Here is a 24,081-nt window from a genome sequence, read left to right as displayed (position 1 = left end):
AGCATGAGTTCTCTCGTCTATTTCTCCAGCGTGTCGGAGAACACCCACCGGTTCGTCCAGCGCCTCGCGCTCGAGGAGCTCGGCATGTCCGTGCACCGGATCCCGGTGCGCAAGCAGGACGGCTTTCTCACGGTGACCGAGCCGTACGTGCTCATGGTCCCGACCTACGGCGGGGGCAACGAGGGCGGCGCCGTGCCACGGCGCGTGCGCGAGTTCCTCAACGACCCGCACAACCGGTCGCTCGTCCGCGGCGTCATCGCCGCGGGGAACACCAACTTCGGCGCTGCCTACTGCATCGCCGGCGACATCATCTCCGCGAAGTGCCAGGTGCCCTACCTGTACGCCTTCGAACTCCTGGGGACGGCTGAGGACGCCGCGCGCGTCCGTGACGGATTGGGACGATTTTGGCAACGACAGTCACTGATCTCGGCGTGAGCTCGACGACGACCCCCGAGGTCGCGGGGGCCACCCCGGTGCCGCTGCAGGGCGTGCAGCTGGACTACCACGCGCTCAACGCGATGCTGAACCTGTACGGCGCGGACGGCCAGATCCAGTTCGAGAAGGACCGCGAGGCCACCACCGCCTACTTCGAGCAGCACGTGCTGCCGAACACGATCCAGTTCGAGACGCTCGACGCGAAGCTCGACTACCTGATCGAGAACAAGTACTACGACCCGGCGGTCCTCGAGAAGTACTCGCGCACCTTCGTCAAGGAGCTGTTCCGGCTCGCGTACTCGAAGGACTTCCAGTTCGAGTCGTTCCTCGGCGCGTTCAAGTACTACACGTCGTACACGCTGAAGACGTTCGACGGGAAGAAGTACCTCGAGCGCTTCGAGGACCGCGTCTCGATGGTCGCCCTCGGGCTGGCCGACGGCGACGAGCAGGTCGCGCGCGACGTCGTCGAGGAGGTCGTGTCGGGCCGCTTCCAGCCCGCGACGCCGACGTTCCTCAACGTGGGCAAGGCGCAGCGCGGCGAGCCCGTGTCCTGCTTCCTGCTGCGCATCGAGGACAACATGGAGTCCATCGCGCGCGGCATCAACTCCGCCCTGCAGCTGTCCAAGCGCGGCGGCGGCGTGGCCCTGCTGCTGAGCAACATCCGCGAGCACGGCGCGCCGATCAAGCACATCCAGAACCAGTCGTCCGGCGTCATCCCCGTGATGAAGCTGCTCGAGGACTCGTTCTCGTACGCCAACCAGCTGGGCGCGCGCCAGGGCGCCGGCGCCGTGTACCTGCACGCGCACCACCCGGACATCATGCGGTTCCTCGACACCAAGCGGGAGAACGCGGACGAGAAGATCCGTATCAAGACCCTCTCGCTGGGCGTCGTCATCCCGGACATCACGTTCGAGCTGGCGAAGACGAACGCGGACATGCACCTGTTCAGCCCGTACGACGTCGAGCGCGTCTACGGCAAGCCCTTCGCGGACGTCTCCATCTCGGAGAAGTACGACGAGCTCGTCGCCGACGACCGCATCACGAAGACCACGATCAAGGCCCGCGACTTCTTCCAGACGATCGCGGAGCTGCAGTTCGAGTCCGGGTACCCGTACGTGATGTTCGAGGACACGGTGAACAAGGCGAACCCGATCAAGGGCCGCATCACCCACTCGAACCTCTGCTCGGAGATCCTGCAGGTCTCGACGCCTTCGACGTTCCACGAGGACCTGTCCTACGACCACGTCGGCCGCGACATCTCCTGCAACCTCGGCTCGCTGAACATCGCGAAGACGATGGACTCGCCGGACTTCGCCAAGACGATCGACACCGCGATCCGCGCGCTGACCGCCGTCTCCGACCAGACGAGCATCGACTCGGTCCCGTCGATCCGCCGCGCGAACGACCTCGGGCACGCCATCGGCCTCGGCCAGATGAACCTGCACGGCTACCTCGCCCGCGAGCGGATCTACTACGGCTCCGACGAGGGCGTCGACTTCACGAACCTGTACTTCTACACGGTCGCCTACCACGCGATCGCGGCGTCCAACCGCCTCGCGATCGAGCGCGGCAAGGCGTTCGGCGGGTTCGAGGACTCCAAGTACGCCACCGGCGAGTACTTCGACAAGTACACCGACGGCGAGTGGAAGCCCGCGACCGAGCGCGTCGCGCAGCTCTTCGCGGAGGCCGGCGTCGCGATCCCGACGCAGGACGACTGGCGCGCGCTCAAGGCCTCGGTCATGGCGCACGGCATCTACAACCAGAACCTGCAGGCCGTGCCGCCCACCGGGTCGATCAGCTACATCAACAACTCGACGTCGTCGATCCACCCCGTGCCCGCCAAGATCGAGATCCGCAAGGAGGGCAAGCTCGGTCGCGTGTACTACCCGGCGCCGTACATGACGAACGACAACCTGGACTACTACCAGGACGCGTACGAGATCGGCTACGAGAAGATCATCGACACCTACGCCGCGGCCACGCAGCACGTCGACCAGGGCCTGTCGCTGACGCTGTTCTTCCCCGACACCGTGACGACGCGCGACGTCAACCGGGCGCAGATCTACGCCTGGCGCAAGGGGATCAAGACGCTGTACTACATCCGTCTCCGTCAGATGGCCCTCGAGGGCACGGAGATCGAGGGCTGCGTCAGCTGCATGCTGTGACCGCGTCGAGCAACTATCGGGAATTCGGGGAAGAGACAAAGATGGCGCCCACGGGGAAGCTCAAGCTCATCGATCGCGTGACCGCGATCAACTGGAACCGGCTGCAGGACGAGAAGGACCTCGAGGTCTGGGACCGCCTGGTCGGCAACTTCTGGCTGCCGGAGAAGGTGCCGGTGTCCAACGACATCCAGTCGTGGCACACGCTCACCGACGCGGAGCGGCTCATGACGACCCGCGTGTTCACCGGCCTCACGCTGCTGGACACGATCCAGGGCACCGTCGGCGCCGTGTCGCTGATCCCGGACGCGCTGACCCCGCACGAGGAGGCGGTGTACACCAACATCGCGTTCATGGAGTCGGTGCACGCCAAGAGCTACTCGTCGATCTTCTCGACGCTGATCTCCACGCGGGAGATCGACGACGCCTTCGCCTGGTCGGAGGAGAACGCGAACCTCCAGCGCAAGGCGGAGATCGTCCTCGACTACTACCGCGGAGACGACCCGCTGAAGCGCAAGGTCGCCTCGACGATGCTCGAGTCGTTCCTGTTCTACTCCGGCTTCTACGCGCCGATGTACTGGTCCAGCCGCGCCAAGCTGACGAACACGGCCGACCTCATCCGCCTCATCATCCGCGACGAGGCCGTGCACGGGTACTACATCGGCTACAAGTACCAGAAGGGCCTGGCGCAGGTCAGCCAGACCCGGCAGGACGAGCTCAAGGCGTACACGTTCGAGCTGCTCTTCGAGCTGTACGAGAACGAGGTCGAGTACACCGACGCCCTGTACGGCGAGCTCGGCCTCACCGAGGACGTCAAGGCGTTCCTGCGCTACAACGCCAACAAGGCCCTCATGAACCTGGGCTACGAGGCGCTGTTCCCCAAGGAGGACACGGCCGTGAACCCGGCCATCCTCGCCGCGCTGTCCCCGAACGCGGACGAGAACCACGACTTCTTCTCCGGGTCGGGCTCGTCGTACGTCATCGGCAAGGCCGTGGCCACCGAGGACGACGACTGGGACTTCTGACGATCCCGAGGTCGCTCGCGCGACACGGCTGACGAGAGGCCCGGAACCGCAGGTTGCTGCGGTTCCGGGCCTCTCTCTGTCGCCCCGTGGCGCCGCTAGGACACGTCCGCCGAGGGCTGCTCTGCCTCGAGCCCCTTCGAGGTCAGCCACTCCAGCGTCGCGTCGGCGACGTCGCGCCAGCCGCTGTCGATGGTGAGCGAGTGCCCGCGACCCTCGAACTCGCGGTACTCGGTGACGGACGAGCTGTTGTCGGCGTACAGACGGTGCACGGCCTGGGTCACGGAGCTCGGGACGGTGTGGTCCTCGGTCCCCGACACGAGCAGCAGGGGACCGCGCACCGCGCTGTGCGTGTCGACGGCTGCCGGCGAGTTCCGTACGAAGTTCGCGGTCGCGTCCTCGAAGAGAGGCCGACCGGGCCCGGGGATCGTCCACGCCTCGTGCAGCGCGTCGGACTCCTCGGGGGTCACCGCGTTCCCGAAGCCGTACCGGAACTGCTTCGCGGTCAGCGAGACCGTGCGGCCCTTGTTCGCCGGGTTGCCGAGCACCGGGAAGCCCGCGCGGAGCTGGGAGAACGGCAAGATCTTGACGCCCTTGATCGGTGCCGGGTCGATCGCGACGCCGGCCACCGCGAAGCCGTTCGCGAGGAGCTCCTGCGCGATGAGGCCCCCGAAGGAGTGGCCGACGACGACCGGCTTCGTCCCGAGGGCCTCGATGTGGTCCGCGTAGTGCCGGCAGATCTGCTCGATGCCGACGCCGTTGAGCCGGTCCGGGTCGGCGCGAGTCCCCTCGACGGTGTCGGCGTCGCCGGGCCACCCCGGTGCGCTCGGTGCGTACCCGTGCTCGGCGAACAGGTCGATCCAGGGCTGCCAGGCCGTGGCGTGGATCCAGAGGCCGTGGATGAACACGACCGGTGTCTTGGACATGAGCGCTCCTTCGGTACGGTGCGAGGTCGTTGCGGCGGACGGGCGGGTGCTCAGAGCTCCTTGGTGAGCCCGCCGTCGATGAGGAAGTCGGCACCGGTGACGTTCCCGGCACGCCCGCTGGCCAGCAGGAGGACGAGGTCGGCGACCTCCTCCGGTTCGGTGAAACGACCGGTGGAGAAACCGCCGCCGCTCGCGATGATCCGCTCCCTCGCGGCCTCCGGCGACACCCCGGTGGCGGCGGCGACCGTCTCGGCGACGCCGCCCTCGCCGAGCCACAGCGGTGTCGACACGGGGCCGGGGCTGATCGTGTTGAAGCGGAGCCCCTGCGGGCCGTACTCCTTCGAGAGCGACTTCGAGAGATTCCAGACCGCGGCCTTCGTCGCCGAGTAGTCGACGACCCCCGGGTCGGGGAGGAACGCATTGACGGAGGCGATCGTCACGACGTTCCCGGCCCCGCGCTCCAGCAGCAGCGGCAGCGCGGCGCGAGTGGTCCGCACCATCGCCATCAGCGTGAGCCCGAGGGTGCGGGACCAGTCGTCGTCGGTGACCGCGAGGAACCCGTCGGTGCGGGGGGTGACGGCCCCGACGTTGTTGACGAGGATGTCCATCCCGCCGAGGTCCTGGCAGCGGCCGACGAGCTCGGCCGGCCCGTCCGGGGTGGAGAGGTCGACGGACACCGCCAGCACCTGCCCGGAGTCGGCGAGCGCGACCAGATCGTCGGTGATCGTGCGGGCGCCCGCGACGACCCGTGCTCCTTCGGCGACGAGCGCCCGGGTGACGGCCAGGCCGATGCCCTTGCTCGCCCCGGTCACGACGGCGACCTTGCCGGCCAGGTTCAGATCCATGACGCGACGGTAGTGCTGCCCTCACCGCGCCCGCGTGGCCCCAGCGCTACCACCGAGGGCGGGGAGCTCTGCGAGCCCGAGGGGACGAGCCTGCCGAGCGCCGCCGTGCTCGGGGAGTTCGGCTCGGCCTGGTAGAGCCAGATGGTCTGCCCGTCCGTCCCGGGCAGCGCGAGCCGCGCGTAGCGCAGCACCATGCGTCCGACCCGCGGGTGCCTGAGCGCGAGGCTCCCGGTCGACGCCGACGTCACGTCGTTGCGCTCCCAGGCCTCGCGGAAGTGCGGGTTGACCGCGGAGAGCTCGGCCACGAGGGCGGCCAGGCGGGCGTCGTCGGCCTGCCGGCCGAACATCGACCGCAGCAGCGCCGCGGACCGGGCGCTGAGCCTGTCCCACCCCTCGTGGAAGTCCCGGTCGTACGGATCGGTCAGCAGGGAGACCAGGGTGTTGCGGCCGACCCGGTAGCTGGGACTGAGCGCCCGCGCGAGCGCGTTCGTGGCGAGCACGTCGAGGTACCGGTTGTGGATCATCGCGGCGGTGTGCGGCCACGAGTCGATGAGCCACTGCACGTCGTCCGGGACCCGTTCCGCGAGCGCGGCCGGCACGGAGGGACGGGGCTCCCCGAGCTCGCGCATGTAGGTGCGCGCCGCGTCGTCGAGCCGGAGCGCACGGGCGAGCGCGTTCAGCACCTGCACCGACGGGCGCGTCTCCCGACCCTGCTCCAGCCTGAGGTAGTACTCCGTGCTGATGCCCGCGAGGACCGCCACCTCCGCCCGCCGCAGTCCCCGCACCCGCCGGAGCTCGTGACCGACCGCGATGCCGACGTCCTCCGGCCGCACGAGCGCGCGTCGCGCTCGGAGGTACTGACCGAGCCTGCTGCTGGTCGCCATGGGGTATATCTACGACACGGCGTGCCCGCCGTCCAGGATCGGACGGGCTGCTCCGTGCACGTGTCGTCCGCGGGGGACGGGCGACGCGCCCTCGCCGGTGCGGGACCTCTCAGACGTCGGCCGAGTGCGCGCCGGTGACGGGCGGGTCGGCGGACCACGGGAACGTGATCCACAGGTCGGTGTCGCGCCACGAGTAGTCCGGCTGGATGATCGTGCGCGGCTTGGTGTACAGCACCACGGACCGGGCCTCGGCGCCCTGCTTCGCGAGCATGTCCATGACCAGCGCGAGGGTGCGGCCGGAGTCGGCGACGTCGTCCACGACGAGCACCTTGGAGCCGGGCAGCTCGGAGGTGTCCATGAGGGGCGGCAGCACGCGCGGGTCGTCGAGGGTCTTGCCGATGTCGGTGTAGAACTCGACGTTCAGCGTGCCCACCCCCTTGGTGCCCAGCGCGTACGCCATCGCGCCGCCGGGCACGAGGCCGCCGCGCGCGACCGCGACGACGACGTCGGGCCGGAACCCGCTCGCGACGACACGCTCGGCCAGCTCGCGGATGGCGACGGGCAGCAGGGTCCAGGTGAGCACCTCGCGCTCGGGCGCCGGCGCGGCGCCGGCGGGCGGCTCGGGGGACGGTGAGGTCATGGCAACCGAGGGTACGCGCGACGGCGGGCCCCCGTGACCGGGGACCCGCCGTCCTGGTGCTGCTGACCTGAGCCGACGTGGTCGCGACGTGCGAGACGTCACGCTCCGCGCTCGGGCGTCACTGCGCCGCGAGGATGTCCACGACGAAGACCAGCGGCGAGTCGGCCTTGATGTTGCTGCCCTGCGGCGGGTTGGCGCCGTAGGCCTGCTCGGCGGGGATCACCAGCAGCACCTGGCTGCCGACGGTCTGCCCGGCGAGGCCGTCGGTCCAGCCCTTGATGACCTGCTGCAGCGAGAACGAGGTGGGGGCGCCGCGGTCCCACGACGAGTCGAACTGCTCGCCGTCCAGCGTCCAGCCCGTGTAGTGCGCCGTGACGGTCTGGGTCTTCTTGACCTTCGCGCCGTCGCCCTTGATGAGGGTCTGCGCCACGAGGTCCTTCGGGGCCTTGTAGCCGTCGGGGATCTTCACGGACGGCTTGCCGGAGTCGTCGAGCGTCACGGTCGGCAGGCCGGCGGCCGGCTTCACGGCCTCGCCCTCGGCGCGGGTCGGGATCTTCTTCGCGTCGGTGATCTCGACGAGGTTGACGGCGGTGACGGCGTTGCCCTGCTGGTCCTGCGTCGGGAACGCGACGAGGACGCGCGCGCCGACCTTCTGGCCGGTGAGCGGCTCGGTGAGCACGCCGTAGCTCTGGTCGCCGAGGATGAAGGTGGCCGGCTGCTTCTGCTGCCAGGTCGAGCCCTGGCTCGTGCCGTCGGAGCCGAGGTAACCCACGAAGTCGATCGTGACCTGCGTGCCCTCGGTCACCTCGGCGCCCTTGCCCTCGTCGATGACGCGGGTGGTCGGCACGGAGACCTCGAGCGGCGACTTGAAGGTGACCTTCGGCTCCTTGCCGGCGTCGCCCTCGACCTTCACGGCCTCGAGGGCGGCGACGTCCTCCTTGGTGGGCGTCGGCGCCTCGGTCGCGGGCGACGACGACGCGGACGCGGACGGCGAGGCGGAGTCGCCGGAGTCGTCGGCGCAGGCGGTCAGCGTCAGGGCCGTGGCCAGCGCCAGCGCGGCTGCGGCGGCGGACGTGCGGAGCTTCACGGAGTGTCCTTCGGTCGGCGGGGACGAACCGGGCCACTGTAACGGCCTCACCTGACCGCCCCGTCCAGGCTCCCGCGGGGCACCGCCCGGCCGGCGAGCCGCCCGGGCGACAATGGGTGGCATGCCGTCCAGCCGCCCGTCCCGCAAGCGCCCGTGGGGCGCCACGCCCCCGCCGCTCGACCTCGACCGTGCGCTCGGCGGCGTGCGGCGGGAGAGCGCGGCGGACGGCGAGTGGACCGTGCGGCGGCTGCGCGGCGGCGACAAGGCGTACCGCTGCCCCGCGTGCCGGCAGGAGATCCCGGCGGGCACGCCGCACGTGGTGGCGTGGCAGCGTGACGTCGTCGGCGGCGAGAGCGCCGGCCTGGAGGACCGCCGGCACTGGCACTCGTCGTGCTGGGAGCGTCGCGCGCGGCTGCGCTGAGCGCGCCCCGCGTCCCCCGCGGACCGGCCGGGAACGCCCGGCGGAACTACGCTGGGCCGTGATGAACGACATGCCCGCCGGCCCGCCCACCGGCCACCAGATCCGCTCGCTGACGATGCTCCCGGCACGGCGCGAGGACGTCGACCTGCACACCGCGGACGGGCTGACGCTCGTCGGCGAGCTGGCCCTCCCGGCCGACCGTGACCCGGTCGCGAGCCTGCTGACCTTCCACCCCCTGCCCACGCACGGCGGGTACATGGACTCGCACGTCTACCGCAAGGCGGCCTGGCGCCTCCCGGCCCTCGCCGACCTCGCGGTGCTGCGGTTCAACACGCGCGGGACGTCGTCGCCCCGCGGCACGTCCGAGGGCGCGTTCGACGGCGGCGACGCGGAGCGGTTCGACGTCGCCGCGGCGATCGAGCTCGCCGAGTTCCGCGAGCTGCCGCGGCCCTGGCTCGTCGGCTGGTCGTTCGGCACCGAGCTGGTGCTCAGGCACGGCACCGACCCGAGCGTCGAGGGCGCGATCCTCCTGTCCCCGCCGCTGCACCGCGCCACGGACGACGACCTGGACCGCTGGGCCGCCTTCGGGCGCCCGCTGGTGGTCCTCGTCCCGGAGCACGACGACTACCTGCAGCCGGAGGAGGCGCGGCGCCGGTTCGCGCGCGTGCCGCAGGCCGAGGTGATCGGCGTCGACGGCGCGAAGCACCTGTGGGTCGGGGAGCCGGCGGTGCGCCGGGTGCTCGACGAGATCGTCGGGCACGTGCTGCCCGGCCATGCGCCGCTGCCCACGCACTACGACGGCGAGGTGCGGCAGGCGGAGACGGTGCCGCGCTGACGGCACCCGCACGAGGTTCCCGGATGACATGGCGATGACGAGGAGTCGACGATGACCACCACCTCCGCGCTCCTGGCGACGTACGCGCTCCGCGACGGGGCAGGCACGCCGCTCCTGCTGCTGCACGGCTTCCCGCTCGACCACCGGATGTGGGCGGCGACGGCCGAGGCCCTGCCCGAAGGGGTGCGCGCCATCGGCGTGGACCTGCCCGGCCAGGGGCACTCCGACCTCGGGGGCATCCCCCCGCGGCTCGAGGAGGTCGCCGACGCCGTGCACCGCACGATGCGGGAGCAGGGCGAGGGGAACGCGGTCGTCGTCGGCCTGTCGATGGGCGGCTACGTCGCGCTGGCCCTGGCCGAGCGGCACCCCGGCTTCGTGGTGGGGCTCGGCCTCGTCGACACCAAGTCGACGGCCGACCTCGACGCCGCGCGGGCCAACCGCCTGCGGATCGCCGCCGCCGTGACCGAGGGCCAGACGCTCGACCCGGTGCTCAGCATGCCCGGCTCGCTGCTGGGGTCGACGAGCACGGAGAAGCGCCGCCACCTCTTCCCGCTGCTGGAGTCGTGGATCCGGTCGCAGTCGCCGTCCGGCGTCGCCTGGGCGCAGCGGGCGATGGCGGCCCGCCCCGACCGCACCGACGTGCTGCGCACCTTCGACGGTCCCGTCTCGGTGGTGGTCGGCGCCGAGGACCAGGTGACCCCGCTCGTCGAGGCCGAGCACATGGTGCACGCGGCGCGCGACGGCGCGCTCACCGTGGTGCCCGCCACCGGCCACATGAGCGCGGTCGAGGACCCGGCCACGGTCGCGGCAGCGCTGGACCTGCTGCACCGCCGCGTGTCGGAGCGCACCAACCCACCCCGCTGGCCCTGGCAGTACCGGCCCGCGCCGGGCGCCTGAGCGGCGCCCGCGCACGGCGCGGACGGGCACGACGAGGGCCGGCCACCCGGGTGGGTGACCGGCCCTCGTCGTGCGTGCGGGGGCGTCAGGCCTTCGAGGCGGCCGCGGCCTCCGGCTCGGCGTCCGCGTCGTCGGCGGCCGGCTCCTCGGTCGTCGAGGCCTTGGCCTTGGCGGCCTTGGTCCGGGGTGCCTTGCCCCCGGTCGACCCGGCCTCGGCGGTGCTGCTCCCGGCGGTCTCGGCCGCCGGCTCCTGCGGGGCCGTGGCCTGCTCCTCGGCGACCGGCTCCGGGGCGGAGACGGTGGCGACGGGGGCCGGCGGCACGTCGACCGGGGCCTGCGTCGTCGCCGGGGACTGGCCCTTGTCGGACTTCTTCTCCGCGCCCAGCAGCCCGCGCAGCTCCTCGAGGTAGGAGTTGATCGAGTCGTGCCGGCGGGTGAGGTCCTCGAGCTGCCGGGACGCGGTGGCGCGGTGCGTCTCCGACTCGACGCGGGCGTCGTTCACCATCGTCTCGGAGAACTCGCGCGCCTCGGCGACGATGCCGTCCGCGGTGCGGCGGCCGTCCGCGACGAGCGCCTTGACGTAGGCGTCGGACTCGGCGCGGACCTTCTCCGCCTGCTGCAGCGCGAGGGCGACGCGCTGCTCGGCCTCGGCGGCGTGCTCCTCGGCCGCGCGGACGAGGAGGTCGGTCTCCTGGCGCGCGGTCTCGTGCCGGGCGGCGGCCTCGTGCTCGACCTGCTCGCGGCGCTGCGCGATCTCCAGCTCGGCGTCGGCGAGCGCGGCACGGGCCTGCTCGCGCAGCTGCTCGAGCTCGGTGGTGACGGCGTCGGACGCCTCGGTGGCCTGGTGCTTCGCCTCGGCGATGATGCGCGCGGCCTCGCGGCGGGTGCGCTCGAGCAGGTCGGACGACTCGCGGTCGGCCTCCTCGCGCTGGGCGGCGGCCTCGGCCGCGGCCGAGGCGCGCTGCTGCGCGGTGTCGCGCTCGGCGGAGACGCGCAGCTCGGTGGTCTCGCGCTCGGCGGTGGACCGCTGGACGCCGATCTCACGCTCGAGCGAGGCGCGGCGTTCGCTCTCCTCCGCGGAGAGCGTGCTGGTGATGAGGGCGGCCTCGCGCTCGGCGGAGCCGACCAGCTCCTCCGCGCGCCGCTGGGCGGCGAGCAGCGTGCCCTCGGCCTCGGCGGCGGTGGTGGACCGGATCTCCTCGGCCTCCCGGCGGGCGCTGCCGAGCAGCTCCGACGCCTCGGACTCGGCGCGCGAGCGCACCTGGCCCGCGGACAGCTTGGCGCGGGCCATGATGTCGGCGGCCTGCTGGTTGGCCTGGGTGAGGACCTCGGTCGACTGCTCCTCGGCGGACCGCAGGAGGCGCTCGACGCGGGAACCGAGCCCGGCGTAGGACGGCTTCTCGTTCTCCCGGAGCTGGCGCTGCGCGAGCGCGAGCTCCGAGGAGATCTGCATGGCGCGCGCGTCGGTGCTCTCGACGTTCCGGCGAGCCTCCTCCAGCGCCTGCTCGAGTCGGGCGATGTGACCGTCCACCTGGGCGCGGTCGTAGCCGCGCATGGTGATCGGAAAGAGCGTGCGCTCGTCGGACACGTGCAGACCTCCGTAAGTGGTGGGGTGTCCCGGCCACGTCAGGATAGTGGTGCGACCGTGGCGCCGATACTCGGGACATACTTGCCCAACGGGACGAGCCAGGCATCCTCTCACACGGCGAACTCGCCGTGGGGAGGCCCGGTTCGGGCCTGCCGCCTCGGGTCGTGGGGGCGACCGGGAGCCGGGGCGCGGCCGAGGTACGCGAGTCGTGAAGGGTTCGTGAACCGCCCCCCGCGAGGGGGCCGACATGGACGGACCCGTTCTCGCCGTCCCTATGCTGGACTGTCCACGTCGAAGGGAAAGCTCGGTGCTGCAACGCATTCTGGGCGGCGTCCTGGTCCTCATCGGACTGGCCGCTGCCGCGCTCGGTGTCGCCTCCGCCACGGTCTGGCGCGACACCGACACGGTGGCCGCCACGGCCAAGCCGTCCGGCGACGGCACGTTCGTCGTCACCGACCCCGGGGTCCTCGGGCTGGTCGGGGACGACGTCACCATCAGTGCTTCCGTCCCCGAGGGGCAGAAGGTCACCCTGGCGATCGGCCGGGACGTCGACGTCGCGGGCTGGGTCGGCAACGACCCGTACTCGCGCGTGACCGGCCTGAGCGACTGGGAGAACCTGTCCGTCGCCGCGGGCGAGCCCGCCGACGCGGACGCGAAGACCAACGAGGCGCCGACGACGGGTCCCGACCCGGCCGGCTCCGACATGTGGGTCGCCGAGGCCTCCGACGACAACAGCGTCACGCTCCGCTGGAGCGACCGCCCGGGCCGCTGGACCCTGCTCGCGGCGGGCGTCGGCGAGGGCGCGCAGGCGCCCACGCTGGAGCTCACGTGGCCGCGCGCGGTCGCCACGCCGTTCCTGTGGCCGGGCGTCATCGCGGGCGCCGTGCTCGTGCTGGTCGGCGCGCTCCTCCTCGTGCTCGGCGGACGCCGCGTCCGTGCGCAGCGCGCGGACCGCGACGAGATCGGCTCGGCGCACGAGGCGAGCGAGGGTTCGCACGACGACGGCCCGTTCGCCGGCCCCTCGGCCGGCCCGTTCGCCCCGGTGAGCCCTGGCGCCCTCGGCGCCGCGGGGCCGACCCCGGCGCCCGAGGCGCCCGCCGCGGAGGACGCGGACGGTGCGGACCGCGCGGACGGGGCCGAGGACGGCACGACGAGCGAGGCCGCGGGCACCGCCGAGGTGCCCCTCGCCGGCCGGCTGCTCCGCCGCTCCCGTCGCCGGCAGCGCGACGACCTCACCGAGTCCGCGCCCGCGACGGAGGACGCCGCCCCCGCCCTGCCGTCGTCCGGCGAGGCGCATCCCCTGCCCGTCCCGGTCGCCGCCGAGCCGACGGCCCACGCGCCCGTCCCGGCGCAGCCGATGCCCCACGAGCCGGTCCCGGCCGAGCCCACGACCGCCACCGGCGCCCTCCGCATGACCCGCCGCGAGCTGCGCGCGCAGGAGGAGGCCCGCCGGGCCGCCGAGCAGGGCGGCGGCATGACCCGCATGCTGCGCGCCATCACCGGCTCGATCCCCGCCGTGCGCCCGCAGCAGCCGGCACCGGCCGAGGCCGAGGCCGAGCCCCGGCCCGACCTGTCCACGCCCACCGGCCGTGCCGCGGCCTGGCGCGCCACCTGGGGCTTCGGCGCCGGGCAGGCCTCCGACGCCGACGCGCGCCCGACCGACACCGACGGGGAGAACCGATGAACCGCCGTACCACCCGCCGTGGCCTCGCCGTCGCGAGCGCCCTCCTCGTGTCCTCGGCGCTGCTCGCCGGCTGCGCCCAGGACGTCCCGCAGCCCGCGCCGGACGCGGCCGACACCCGCCCGGTGCTGACGAAGGACCAGGACACCCACGTCGTCACGTCCGTCGCCGCGACGATCGGCAAGGCCGACAAGGCGCTCAGCAGCAAGGCGCTCAAGGCACGCGTGACCGGCCCGGCGTACGAGGTGCGCTCGAGCCAGCTCGCCGTGGCGAAGACGCGGGACAACGCCGAGTTCGTCACGGACATCCCGGACAGCTCGCAGCAGATGATCATCCCGACCACCGAGGGCTGGCCGCGCACGAGCTTCTCGATCACCAAGGCGACCGAGAAGCTCGAGACGCCGCGACTGGTCGCCTTCGAGCAGGCCGGCGCCCGGCAGAACTACAAGATGTGGGCCTGGGTGCAGCTCATCCCCGGCCAGGAGATGCCGTACTTCGCCGACTCCGCCATCGGCTCGGACGCCGTCGCGGCGAAGGACGACTCGCTGGCCGCGTCCCCGGCCGACGCGCTCGCGCAGTACGCCGACATCGTCACCCTCGGTGCGAAGAAGTCGTCGTTCGCGAAGGGCTTCGAGCTGCCCGACGCCGACCTGGTCGCCGCGGTCGCCGCGGACGAGAAGGCCTGGAAGTCCGTCGACGGCTTCGAGGAGTCGGGCACGAAGTACTCGAAGAAGTTCGCGGCCCGCAAGGACGACGTGCGCGCGGTCCGCACCGTCGACGGCGGCGCGCTCGTCATGGGCGTGCTCGACGGCAAGACCACGGTCGAGGCGGAGAAGGACGCCAAGGTGCCCGCGCTCTCGGAGACCCAGAAGGCGCTGCTCGGCGACGCCGACCCGACCAACGAGCTCAAGACCGAGTACACCGACATGGTCGCCCTGTACGTGCCGCCGAAGGACTCGGACGAGAAGATCCGTCCGCTCGGCTACTCGCACGTCGCCACGGCGGCCTCGAACTGACGGACCGCTCGTAGGATGGCGCCCATGACCAACGCCACGCCCGACCCGACCTTCGCCGTGCGCGGTGCCGTCGACCTGTCGGCGCTGAACCGCCCGCAGTCGCCGCCCCCGGGGGAGCCCGGCGGCGCGCCGTCCGCCGGCGGCTACGTGCTGGACGTCACGGACGCGAACTTCCAGCAGGTGGTGCAGGACTCGACGACCTACCCGGTCGTCATGCTCCTGTGGATCCCGACCGACAAGGCGAACGCCGAGCTCGGCGAACTGCTGGGCCGGCTGGCCGAGGAGTACGCGGGCAAGTTCCTGCTCGGCCGCCTCGACGCCCAGGCGTACCCGCAGGTCGCGGCGGCGTTCCAGGTGCAGGGCGTGCCCACCGTGGTCGCGGTGCTGCAGGGCCAGCCGCTGCCCCTCTTCCAGGGCGCGGCCCCCGAGGAGCAGGTGCGCGGCGTGCTCGACCAGGTGCTGGCCGCGGCGGAGCAGAACGGCGTCACCGGTCGTGCCCCCGCCCAGGGCGGCGAGGGGAAGCCCCCCGCCGAGGTCGAGGCGGAGCCGGTCGAGGAGCCGCTGCCGCCGCTGCACCAGGAGGCGTACGACGCGATCGAGCGCGACGACCTCGACACCGCGGTCGCCGCCTACGAGAAGGCGATCAAGCAGGACCCGAAGGACGCGCTGGCCGTGGCCGGGCTCGCGCAGGTGCGGCTGCTGCAGCGCACCCGCGACGTGGACCTGCAGGCCGCCCGCACCGCCGCGGCCGACGCCCCCGCCGACGTCGACGCGCAGCTCGGGGTCGCGGACATGGACATGTTCGGCGGCAAGGTGGAGGACGCCCTCGCCCGCCTGCTCGAGCTGCTGCCCGGCGCCGACGCGGACGCCAAGGAGAAGCTCCGCGTGCGCCTGGTGGAGTACTTCGAGATCGTCGGCCCGACCGACCCGCGCGTGGTCAAGGCGCGCCAGCGCCTGGCGATCAGCCTGTACTGACGCCCCGGGGCCGCCGTCGAGCGTGCTGGCTTGATCCTCGAACGGGCCGTTTGAGGATCAAGCCAGCACGCTCGATGCGTTCCCGGGTCAGCCGGCGGGGCGCAGGACGAGCGCACCCAGGGGCGGCACGCGCAGGGTGACGGAGTGCCGGCGGCCCTTCCAGGGGACCTCCTGCGCGTGCACCTGCCCGAGGTTGCCGACGCCGGAGCCGCCGTAGTCGGCGGCGTCGGTGTTGAGGGCCTCGTCCCAGGTGCCGCCGTCCGGCAGCGCGAGGCGATACCCCTCGTGCGGCACCCCGGCGAAGTTCACCACCACGACCACGGGGGCTCCGGCGGCGTCGCGGCGCACCCACGAGAGCGTGTCGTGGTCGGCGTCGTCGGCGTCGAGCCACTCGAACCCGGCGGCGTCGAAGTCCCGCTCCCACAGGGCGGGCGTGGTGCGGTAGAGGGCGTTGAGGTCGCGCACCAGGCGCTGCACCCCGGCGTGGCCGGGGGACTCCAGGTGCCACCAGTCGAGGCCGGAGCCCTCGTCCCACTCCGCGTCCTGTGCGAACTCCTGGCCCATGAAGAGCAGCTGCTTGCCCGGGTGCGTCCACTGGTAGGCGAGGAAGGCGCGCACCCCGGCGAGCTGCTTCCACCGGTCGCCCGGCATGCGGCGGAGCAGCGAGCCCTTGCCGTGCACCACCTCGTCGTGGCTGACCGGCAGCACGTACTGCTCCGAGAACGCGTAGACCAGCGAGAACGTCAGCTCGTGGTGGTGGTAGCGCCGGTACATCGGGTCGTGCGCCACGTAGCGCAGCCCGTCGTTCATCCAGCCCATGTTCCACTTCAGCCCGAAGCCGAGGCCGCCCGCGTCGGTGGGGCGCGTGACCCCCGGGAAGGCGGTGGACTCCTCGGCGATCATCATGACGCCGGGGGAGCGGCGGTACGCGGTGGCGTTCGCCTCCTGCAGGAACGCGATCGCCTCGAGGTTCTCCCGGCCGCCGCGGGAGTTCGGGACCCACTCGCCGGGCTGGCGCGAGTAGTCGAGGTAGAGCATCGAGGCGACGGCGTCGACGCGCAGGCCGTCGGCGTGGAACTCCTCGAACCAGTAGGTCGCGTTGGCGACGAGGAAGTTGCGCACCTCGCGCCGGCCGAAGTCGAAGACGTAGGTGCCCCAGTCGGGCTGCTCGCCGCGGCGCGGGTCGGGGTGCTCGTACAGGGGGGCGCCGTCGAACCGCGCGAGGGCGAACTCGTCGCGGGGGAAGTGGCCCGGCACCCAGTCGAGGATGACGCCGACGCCCGCCTGGTGCAGCCGGTCCACCAGGTACCGGAAGTCGTCCGGGTGCCCGAACCGCGCCGTCGGCGCGTAGTAGCCGGTCACCTGGTAGCCCCACGACCCGCCGAACGGGTGCTCCGCCACGGGCAGCAGCTCGACGTGCGTGAAGCCCTGCTCGACCACGTACGAGGTGAGCTCCTCGGCGAGCTCCCGGTAGCCCAGCCCCGGCCGCCACGAGCCCAGGTGCACCTCGTAGGCGCTCACCGGGCCGGAGTGCGGGTCGCTCGCCGCGCGCCGCTCCATCCATGCCCCGTCGCCCCACTCGTACACGGAGTCGACGACGACGGACGCCGTCGCGGGCGGCACCTCCGTGCCCTTCGCGAGGGGGTCGGCCTTGGCCCGCCAGACGCGGTCGGCGCCGAGCACCTCGTACTTGTACCGGGTGCCCGCGCCCACGCCGGGCACGAAGAGCTCCCAGACGCCGCTCACGCCGAGCGACCGCATGGGGTGCACCGTCGTCCACCGGTTGTGGTCGCCGACGAGCCGTACGCCGCGCGCGTTCGGCGCCCAGACGGCGAACGCGGTGCCCTCGACGTCGCCCAGCGCGCTCGGGTAGCGGTGCCGGTTGGCGCCGAGCACCCGCCACAGCTCCTCGTGCCGGCCCTCGGCGATCAGGTGCAGGTCCACCTCGCCGAGCGTGGGCAGGAAGCGGTACGGGTCGTCGACGGTCTGCACGTCGTCGTCGTACCGGGTGCGCACCCGGTAGTCCGGGGCGTGCCGCCCGCCGTCCTCGTCGGCGCCCGCCGGGACGACGGCCTGCCACACGCCCGCGGCGACGTGCCGCGCGGGGTGCTCGTCCTCCCCGAGCACCACCGTGACCTCGTCCGCCAGCGGCCGGAGCACGCGCACGACGGCCCACGCGCCGGGGCCGGCAGGGCCGGAGGGCGGGGCGTCGAGCAGGTGCGGGCCGAGGACGGCGTGCGGGTCGTGCAGGGTGCCCTGCGCGACCGCGGTCAGCACCTCGGGGTCGACGGGCGGTGGCGACGGCGTCATGCGCCCACGATTCCACGGACGAATGTCGGGCGCGTTGCGACGCGCGGCCCCGCCCGGGCGCGGGGGGAGGCCCGGCGAGGCATACCATCCTGCTCGGGAAGGGAGCGCGGATGCCTCGGATCACCATCGCGGACATCGCCCGGCGGGCCGGAGTGTCCACGGGTGCGGTGTCCTACGCCCTCAACGACCGGCCGGGCGTCTCCGACGAGACCAGGGCGCGGATCCTCGGGGTCGCGGCGGAGCTCGGCTGGGTGCCGAGCCAGGCGGCCCGGGCCCTGTCCGGCGCGCGGGTGGAGACGATCGGCCTCGTGCTCGCCCGCGCCCCGGAGACCCTGGGGTTCGAGTCGTTCTACATGCAGTTCATCGCCGGCATCGAGCAGGTCCTCACGGAGCGGTCGTACGGGCTGCTGCTGCAGGTCGTGCCCGACATCGACGCCGAGACCCAGGCGCACCGGCGCTGGCACGCCGCGCGCCGCGTCGACGGCGTGATCGTGGTCGACCCCCGCAAGGACGACCCCCGGCTCGCGGCGCTGTCGGAGCGCGACGCCCTGCCCGCCGTCGTCGTGGGCGATCCCGAGTTCGCGGGGAACCTGCCCGCGGTGTACACCGACGACGCCACGGCCCTGCGCGAGTGCGTGCGCTACCTCGCCGGGCTGGGGCACCGCAGGATCGGCCGCGTGTCCGGCACCGAGGGGTTCGGCCACACCACGATCCGCGACCTCGCCTTCGAGAGCGAGGCGGCGAGCGTGGGGGTGGTCGCGCAGGTCGCGCGTGCCGACTTCTCGCCCGACGCCGGTGCCGCCGCCACCCGGTCGCTGCTGGAGGCCGACGACCCCGTGACCGCGGTGGTCTACGACAACGACGTGATGGCCTTCGCGGGCCTGGGCGCGGCGCACGAGCTCGGGGTGCGTGTCCCCGAGGACGTCTCGCTGGTGGCCTGGGACGACTCGCCCCTGTGCCAGGCGGCGTACCCCCAGCTCACCGCCCTCAGCCACGACGTGACGAGCTACGGGGCGCACGTGGCCCGGCGGCTGTTCGAGCGGATGGCCGGGGCCGAGGCGCGGCCGTACCGCGACTCGACCCCCACCCTGACGGTGCGCGGGAGCACCGGCCCCCCGCCTACGCCACGGTGAGGTGCAGCACGAACGCCTGGACCGGCCACAGCGTCGGCAGCTGCAGCCCGACCTCGGCGAGCACCCGGCCGGGGAGGGCGACCGGCCCGTCGCCGAGCCAGCCGGGCGTGATCCAGCCCCAGCGTGACTCCCCGATCTCGTCCCGCAGCCGCACCGTGTAGCGGCGCTCCGGGTCGAGGCCGTCGATCCGGAGCCGCTCCGAGAGCGCGTCCTCGGGGGACGCGACGGTCGCCACGGTGACGACGGCCTCGGACCGGTCCGGCGCGACCACGGTGCGCACCCGGAGTGCGGGGTCGGTCGTGTCGGGGTGTCGCACCGTGCCCGAGTGGAGGAGCCCGCGCAGCTCCTTGTAGAGCGCCGCGAACGCGGTGATCCGGGCGGTCTCCTCCGGCGTGCAGCCGAGGATGTCCCACTCGAAGCCCGCCGAGCCCTGCAGCGACGTGGCGATGCGGTACGACAGGTCGGTGGCGCGCCCGGACGAGTGCGCCGGCGACGGCCCGACGTGCGCGCCGACCAGCTCCGGGGGGAGCACCAGCTCGGTCCAGCGCTGGATGTCCTGCCGCTCCACGGGGTCGTTGGAGTCGGAGGCCCAGACCCGGTCGGTGCGGGCGAGGATGCCGAGGTCGGTGCGCGCCCCGCCGGAGGAGCACGACTCGATCTCCAGCGCGGGATGGTCCTCCCGCAGCCTGTCCAGGAGCCGGTACGTGGCCAGCGTCTGGGCGTGCGTGCCGGGCGCACCGCCGTGGACGGGTTCGACCAGGTCGCGGTTGTGGTCCCACTTGATGAAGTCGATGCCGAGGTCCGCGACGAGGGCGGAGACCTGCCCCCGGACGTGCTCCCACGCGTCGGGGTCGGCCAGGTCGAGCAGGTACTGGGTGCGGAACGACAGGCCGTCGGGGGACGGCACGGAGGCCGGGTGGGCCAGGATCCACTCGGGGTGGGTGCGTGCGAGGTCCGAGTCGAGGTTGACCATCTCCGGCTCGAACCACAGACCGAGCTGCATCCCCAGCCCGTGCACCAGCTCGGCGAGGGGCTCCAGGCCGTCGGGCCAGACGTCGCGGTCGACCACCCAGTCGCCGAGGCCCTTGGTGTCGTCCCGGCGTGCGGGGAACCAGCCGTCGTCGAGGACGAAGCGCTCGACCCCGATCTCCGCCGCCCGCCGCGCGAGCGCGAACAGGCGCTCCGGGTCGTGGTCGAAGTACACGGCCTCCCAGGTGTTGAGCACCAGCGGACGAGGAGCCCGCGGGTGCTGCGGGCGCGCGCGGAGCCAGGTGTGGAAGCGTGCCGCGACGCCGTCGAGGCCGCCGTCCGACCAGGCGAAGTAGGCGGTCGGCGCACGGTAGGACGCGCCGGGCGCCAGGACGATCTCGCCGGGCCGGAGGAGCTCTCCCGCCCCGAGCAGCGAGACGTGCTCGGTGACCCGGTCGACGCGGTGACGCACGTCGGCGCTCCAGCCCAGGTGCGCGGCCCACACCCGGCCCTCGCCGGCCCGGGGTGCGCCCTCCGAGGCGAGCGTCACCCACGGGGCGTCGTGGCCGCCGCGGCCCCGGCGTGACTCGCGCACCGTGGTCCCGCGCGGCATCGGGGTGGTGAGCGGTGACTTCTCGCGCGTCCACCGGCCGCCGAAGGTGGTGAGGTGGTCGGCCGTCTTCGGCACCGGAAGGGTCGCCTCGAGCCAGGCGACCTCGAGCGGCTCGACGCCGTCGTTGACGAGCTCGTGGTCGAGGACGACGAGCCCGCCGGGGCCGATCTCCGCGCGGGTGCGCAGGGTGAGCCCGCCGGTCGTGTCGGTGGCGGTGACGACGGCGGTCGCCTCGTCCGGACGGTCCACGGAGGACTCCCAGCGCGGGTACACCGGCACGCCGCCGCGCGTGGCGAGGAGGCCGGGGCGGCCCGACCAGCCGTCGGACTCCTGCGGCACGAGCGGGAGGCGCCACGCGGCGTCGAGGGTGCCGGGCGGTGTCTGGCGGCTGGTCGCCCGGAGGAGGGCGTCGGCGTCGGCCGCGTCGAGCGGCCCCGGGTCCGCGCCCCAGTGCACGACGGCCGGGAGGCCGTGCGCGGGCAGGTGGAGGACGAGGGCGGTCCCGTCGCGGTGCAGGACGACGTTGTCGGTGGTCACAGGGCTCCGATCGTTGCGGGCGGTTCGAGGGTGCGGTCGGCGGAGGGTGGCGCGCCCGTGCTGCGCAGCGGCAGGGTGGCGTCGGGCGCGCCCCGCAGCACGGTGAGGGCGCCGCCGACGGCCGCGACGGTCGCGACCTGACCGGACAGCGCGACCCGGGGCGGGCTGAGGGTACGGCTGAGCGCGTGCTCGGACAGCGCGGCGCCCACGACCCGGCGATACAGGGGCCCCGCCGTCGCGAACGCCGGCCCGGCCAGCAGCACGGTGTCCACGTCGAAGAGGTTGACGAGCACGGTGGCCGCCTGGCCGACCCGGCGGGCCGAGCGGGTGAGCAGGTCGGCGGCGTCCGCGTCGCCGTCGCGCGCGGCGCGGGCCACGCGCTCGAAGTCGGCGAGCGTGTCCTCGGCGGGTCCCCGCACGCCCCAGCGTGCGGCGACCTCCCGGCGGGCCACGGCCTGGGCGACGACGGCCCCGGGGCCGGCCTCCGCCTGCGTGCACCCGCGGCTGCCGCAGACGCAGGCGGCGCGCGCGTCCGGGAGCGGCACGTGGCCGATCTCGACCGCGTTCGAGGCGCGCCCGCGGTAGGCGACGCCGTCCACGACGACGGCGCCGCCGATCCCCGACGCCATGTAGACGAGCCCGAAGGTCTCGGTGTCGAGGTCCCGCGTCCACAGCTCGCCCACGGCCGCCGCGGTGGCGTCGTTCTCGAGCAGCACGGGCAGCCCCAGCCCGGCGGCCAGCCGCGCCGTCAGCGGGTACCTCTCCCAGGCGGGCGTGGGCTGCGCCGTGAGGAGCATCCCGCGCTCGCGGTCCTGCGGGCCGTGGGTCACGAGGCCGACGCCGAGCACGCGGTCGCGGGGGACGCCGGCGCCGGTGAGCAGCTCGCCCACGTGGTCGACGAGCGTCCCGACGGTCCGGTCGGGCGACCGCCGTCCGGAGCCGCGGAGCCCGGCGCTCGCGACGGTCGTGCCGGCGAAGTCGACCACCACGGTCGTCGTGGTGGTCAGGTCGACCTGGATGCCGACGGCGTACCCGGCGTCCGCGGTGACGCTCAGCAGGCGGCGTGGCTGGCCCCGCCCCCGCTGCTGGAGCCCGGTCTCGTGCACCAGCCCGAGGTCCAGCAGCCCGCGGACGACGTGCGTGACGGTCGGTGAGGTGAGCCCGGAGAGCCGGGCCAGCTCGACGCGGCTGATCGCCCGGCGGGTCCGCACGAGGTCGAGCAGACGTCGCGACGAGACGACCTGCGCGACGCCGTCCAGCAGCATGTATCGCCTCCAGTACGAGTGACCTACGGCACTTGACCGCTTAAGTTAACCATGGCAAGAATACCCACGAGCGCCGACGACGGCGCCGCTGGAGCCGGCACTGGTGCCGGCACGAGAAAGGACCGCAGATGTTCCTCAGGACAGGAATCCGTCGGCGCGGCGCGGTGCTCGCCGGTGTCGCGGCCCTCGGTCTCGCCCTCGCGGCGTGCTCCGGGGGCGGCTCGGAGGGCGGCTCGGGCGGCTCGGGCGGTGGCGCGGAGAGCACGCTCGTCGCCTACACGGGCCAGGCCGGCGACTACCAGATCAACTTCAACCCGTTCTCGCCCTCGAAGATCGGCGGGCTCGGGACCATCTACGAGCCCCTCTTCTTCTACAACAAGGCGCAGGTCGCCGACCCGGTGCCCCTGCTCGGCACCGAGCAGTCGTGGAACGAGGACGGCACCGTCCTGTCGGTGACGCTTCGCGAGGGCGTCACCTGGAGCGACGGCGAGCCGTTCACCGCCGAGGACGTCGCCTTCACGTTCACGATGCTCAAGGACACCCAGGCGATCAACAACATCGGCTTCGAGGGGACCGCCGAGGCGGTGGACGACACCCACGTGACCTTCACCTTCAAGGACCCCGCCTTCGTCAAGGGCCCCGACGTGCTCAGCACCCCGATCGTCCCCGAGCACCTCTGGAAGGACATCAACCCGACGGAGGACGTCATCGAGAAGCCCGTCGGGACGGGTGCCTACCTGCTCGACAACTTCAAGCCGCAGGCGTTCACCCTCAAGGCCAACCCCGACTACTGGGGCGGCGAGCCCGCCGTGACCAACGTCCGCTTCCTCTCGCTGTCCGGCAACCAGGCCGGCGCCGACGCGATCGCGGCCGGCACGGTCGACTGGCAGACCGGCCCGATCCCCGACATCCAGAACACGCACAAGAACTTCCCGAGCTACGACGCCTACACCCAGTGGCAGAACCAGATGGTGCTGGCCACGTGCTCGAGCGCGGAGATGGGTTGCCAGGGCCCGCAGACCGACCCCGCCGTCCGCCACGCGCTGTACGAGGCGATCGACCGCACCCAGCTCGACAAGCTCGCGTTCATGGAGACGGCGAACGAGGTGTCGCCCGCCTTCACCCTCACGCCCAGCCAGGACGACTTCGTCTCCGCCGCCGTCGACGAGAAGGTCGCGCCGATGACCGCCGACCCCGACGGGGCCGCGAAGACCCTCGAGGACGCCGGCTGGGCCAAGGGCAGCGACGGGATCTACGCCAAGGACGGCGAGCGGCTCTCGCTCACGGTCGAGGTCGTCACCGGCTGGACCGACTACATCACGGCGATCGACACGATGACGTCGCAGGCGAAGGCCGCCGGCATCGAGCTCAAGGCCGCCCAGTCGTCGTGGAACGAGTGGACGGAGAAGAAGGGCTCGGGCAACTTCCAGCTCGTCATCGACTCGCTCTGGCAGGGCCCGGCGCCCGACCCGTACTACCTCTACAACTACTTCTTCAGCTCGAGCTCGGGCGCGAAGGTCGGCAAGTCGGCCGGCAACAACTTCTCCCGGTACGCGAACCCCGACGTGGACGCGGCGCTCGACAAGCTCTCCACCCTGCCGCTCGACGACGCCGCCGCGCGCCAGCCGTACTTCGACACCGTCCAGAAGGCGATCGTCGACGACATGCCGTACGTCCCCGTCCTCACGGGCGGCACGACGAGCATCTGGAACACGGCGAAGTTCACCGGCTGGCCGTCGGACGACGACCTGTACGCGTTCCCCGCGGTCTGGTCGGCCCTCGACGCCGCCGAGATCTTCAAGCACCTCGAGCCGAAGGGCTGACGTGGACCGGGCCGTCG

The 24,081-nt window shown here is 72.9% G+C and carries 20 protein-coding genes; 11 read left to right on the top strand and 9 right to left on the bottom strand.

Annotation, left to right across the window (positions count from 1 at the left end):
• Positions 1–3: 3 nt before the first annotated feature.
• The 3 genes from nrdI to nrdF are packed head-to-tail and all read left to right on the top strand — an operon-like array spanning position 4 to position 3,622.
• The gene (gene nrdI / locus ACFU5J_RS11680) at positions 4–435 is read left to right on the top strand and encodes a class Ib ribonucleoside-diphosphate reductase assembly flavoprotein NrdI (RefSeq protein ID WP_430577273.1); all 432 of its coding nucleotides are present in this window, start codon (positions 4–6) and stop codon (positions 433–435) included.
• On the top strand, positions 405–2,600 hold the full coding sequence (gene nrdE, locus ACFU5J_RS11675; RefSeq protein ID WP_430577274.1) for a class 1b ribonucleoside-diphosphate reductase subunit alpha: 2,196 nt from the start codon (positions 405–407) through the stop codon (positions 2,598–2,600). The genes nrdI and nrdE overlap by 31 nt, the downstream gene beginning before the upstream one ends.
• Positions 2,601–2,641: 41 nt before the next feature.
• Positions 2,642–3,622, top strand: a complete 981-nt coding sequence (nrdF, locus tag ACFU5J_RS11670) for a class 1b ribonucleoside-diphosphate reductase subunit beta (RefSeq protein ID WP_430577275.1) — start codon at positions 2,642–2,644, stop codon at positions 3,620–3,622.
• 95 nt (positions 3,623–3,717) lie between these two features.
• Here nrdF and ACFU5J_RS11665 read toward each other — a convergent pair whose 3' ends face one another.
• From ACFU5J_RS11665 to ACFU5J_RS11645, 5 genes are all read right to left on the bottom strand, one after another.
• Positions 3,718–4,545, bottom strand: coding sequence for an alpha/beta hydrolase (locus ACFU5J_RS11665; RefSeq protein ID WP_430578818.1), 828 nt, complete (start codon positions 4,543–4,545; stop codon positions 3,718–3,720).
• Between the two features lie 50 nt (positions 4,546–4,595).
• Positions 4,596–5,390, bottom strand: coding sequence for an oxidoreductase (locus ACFU5J_RS11660; protein WP_430578817.1), 795 nt, complete (start codon positions 5,388–5,390; stop codon positions 4,596–4,598).
• On the bottom strand, positions 5,381–6,274 hold the full coding sequence (locus tag ACFU5J_RS11655) for a helix-turn-helix domain-containing protein (protein WP_430578816.1): 894 nt from the start codon (positions 6,272–6,274) through the stop codon (positions 5,381–5,383). The genes ACFU5J_RS11660 and ACFU5J_RS11655 overlap by 10 nt, the downstream gene beginning before the upstream one ends.
• Before the next feature lie 109 nt (positions 6,275–6,383).
• Entirely contained in the window at positions 6,384–6,914 is a 531-nt protein-coding gene (locus ACFU5J_RS11650) for a phosphoribosyltransferase (protein WP_430577278.1), read from the bottom strand.
• A 118-nt stretch (positions 6,915–7,032) separates the two neighbouring features.
• Positions 7,033–8,001, bottom strand: coding sequence for an FKBP-type peptidyl-prolyl cis-trans isomerase (locus tag ACFU5J_RS11645; RefSeq protein WP_430577279.1), 969 nt, complete (start codon positions 7,999–8,001; stop codon positions 7,033–7,035).
• A gap of 121 nt (positions 8,002–8,122) precedes the next feature.
• Here ACFU5J_RS11645 and ACFU5J_RS11640 point away from each other — a divergent pair, with 121 nt between their 5' ends.
• From ACFU5J_RS11640 to ACFU5J_RS11630, 3 genes are all read left to right on the top strand, one after another.
• Positions 8,123–8,422, top strand: a complete 300-nt coding sequence (locus ACFU5J_RS11640; protein ID WP_380315724.1) for a hypothetical protein — start codon at positions 8,123–8,125, stop codon at positions 8,420–8,422.
• A gap of 61 nt (positions 8,423–8,483) precedes the next feature.
• Positions 8,484–9,257: an alpha/beta hydrolase gene (locus ACFU5J_RS11635; protein ID WP_430578815.1), complete on the top strand. Its 774-nt coding sequence runs from the start codon at positions 8,484–8,486 to the stop codon at positions 9,255–9,257.
• Positions 9,258–9,308: 51 nt separating this feature from the next.
• Positions 9,309–10,154 carry an alpha/beta fold hydrolase gene (locus ACFU5J_RS11630; RefSeq protein ID WP_430577281.1) on the top strand — a complete coding sequence of 282 codons (846 nt, stop codon included), beginning with the start codon at positions 9,309–9,311 and terminating at the stop codon, positions 10,152–10,154.
• A gap of 85 nt (positions 10,155–10,239) precedes the next feature.
• Here the strand turns inward: ACFU5J_RS11630 and ACFU5J_RS11625 are convergent, their stop codons facing one another.
• Positions 10,240–11,742 (bottom strand): hypothetical protein, encoded by a 1,503-nt coding sequence (locus ACFU5J_RS11625; RefSeq protein ID WP_430577282.1) that lies wholly within the window; start codon positions 11,740–11,742, stop codon positions 10,240–10,242.
• A gap of 307 nt (positions 11,743–12,049) precedes the next feature.
• Between ACFU5J_RS11625 and ACFU5J_RS11620 the strand changes: the two genes are divergently transcribed.
• Genes ACFU5J_RS11620 through ACFU5J_RS11610 form a run of 3 tightly spaced genes read left to right on the top strand, consistent with a single transcriptional unit; the run spans position 12,050 to position 15,414 of the window.
• Entirely contained in the window at positions 12,050–13,426 is a 1,377-nt protein-coding gene (locus ACFU5J_RS11620; protein WP_430578814.1) for a hypothetical protein, read from the top strand.
• Positions 13,423–14,439 (top strand): hypothetical protein, encoded by a 1,017-nt coding sequence (locus ACFU5J_RS11615; protein WP_430577284.1) that lies wholly within the window; start codon positions 13,423–13,425, stop codon positions 14,437–14,439. The genes ACFU5J_RS11620 and ACFU5J_RS11615 overlap by 4 nt, the downstream gene beginning before the upstream one ends.
• Before the next feature lie 24 nt (positions 14,440–14,463).
• Positions 14,464–15,414, top strand: coding sequence for a co-chaperone YbbN (locus tag ACFU5J_RS11610; protein ID WP_430578813.1), 951 nt, complete (start codon positions 14,464–14,466; stop codon positions 15,412–15,414).
• Between the two features lie 87 nt (positions 15,415–15,501).
• Here the strand turns inward: ACFU5J_RS11610 and glgB are convergent, their stop codons facing one another.
• Positions 15,502–17,724 carry a 1,4-alpha-glucan branching protein GlgB gene (gene glgB / locus ACFU5J_RS11605; RefSeq protein WP_430578812.1) on the bottom strand — a complete coding sequence of 741 codons (2,223 nt, stop codon included), beginning with the start codon at positions 17,722–17,724 and terminating at the stop codon, positions 15,502–15,504.
• A gap of 110 nt (positions 17,725–17,834) precedes the next feature.
• On the opposite strand from glgB, the gene ACFU5J_RS11600 reads away from it, so the two are divergent.
• Positions 17,835–18,857 carry a LacI family DNA-binding transcriptional regulator gene (locus ACFU5J_RS11600; RefSeq protein ID WP_430578811.1) on the top strand — a complete coding sequence of 341 codons (1,023 nt, stop codon included), beginning with the start codon at positions 17,835–17,837 and terminating at the stop codon, positions 18,855–18,857.
• Here ACFU5J_RS11600 and ACFU5J_RS11595 read toward each other — a convergent pair.
• Positions 18,844–20,976 (bottom strand): alpha-galactosidase, encoded by a 2,133-nt coding sequence (locus ACFU5J_RS11595; protein WP_430578810.1) that lies wholly within the window; start codon positions 20,974–20,976, stop codon positions 18,844–18,846. The two genes, ACFU5J_RS11600 and ACFU5J_RS11595, sit on opposite strands and share 14 nt — an antisense overlap.
• Positions 20,973–22,241 carry an ROK family protein gene (locus tag ACFU5J_RS11590; protein WP_430578809.1) on the bottom strand — a complete coding sequence of 423 codons (1,269 nt, stop codon included), beginning with the start codon at positions 22,239–22,241 and terminating at the stop codon, positions 20,973–20,975. Before ACFU5J_RS11590 ends, ACFU5J_RS11595 begins: the two co-directional genes overlap by 4 nt.
• Positions 22,242–22,369: 128 nt before the next feature.
• Between ACFU5J_RS11590 and ACFU5J_RS11585 the strand changes: the two genes are divergently transcribed.
• Positions 22,370–24,064 (top strand): ABC transporter substrate-binding protein, encoded by a 1,695-nt coding sequence (locus tag ACFU5J_RS11585; RefSeq protein ID WP_430577290.1) that lies wholly within the window; start codon positions 22,370–22,372, stop codon positions 24,062–24,064.
• Positions 24,065–24,081 lie beyond the last annotated feature (17 nt).

Origin of the sequence: Isoptericola sp. NPDC057559, from assembly GCF_042801555.1 — a bacterium.
Lineage (GTDB): Bacteria > Actinomycetota > Actinomycetes > Actinomycetales > Cellulomonadaceae > Isoptericola.
This window is presented reverse-complemented; position numbering and strand designations above follow the sequence as displayed.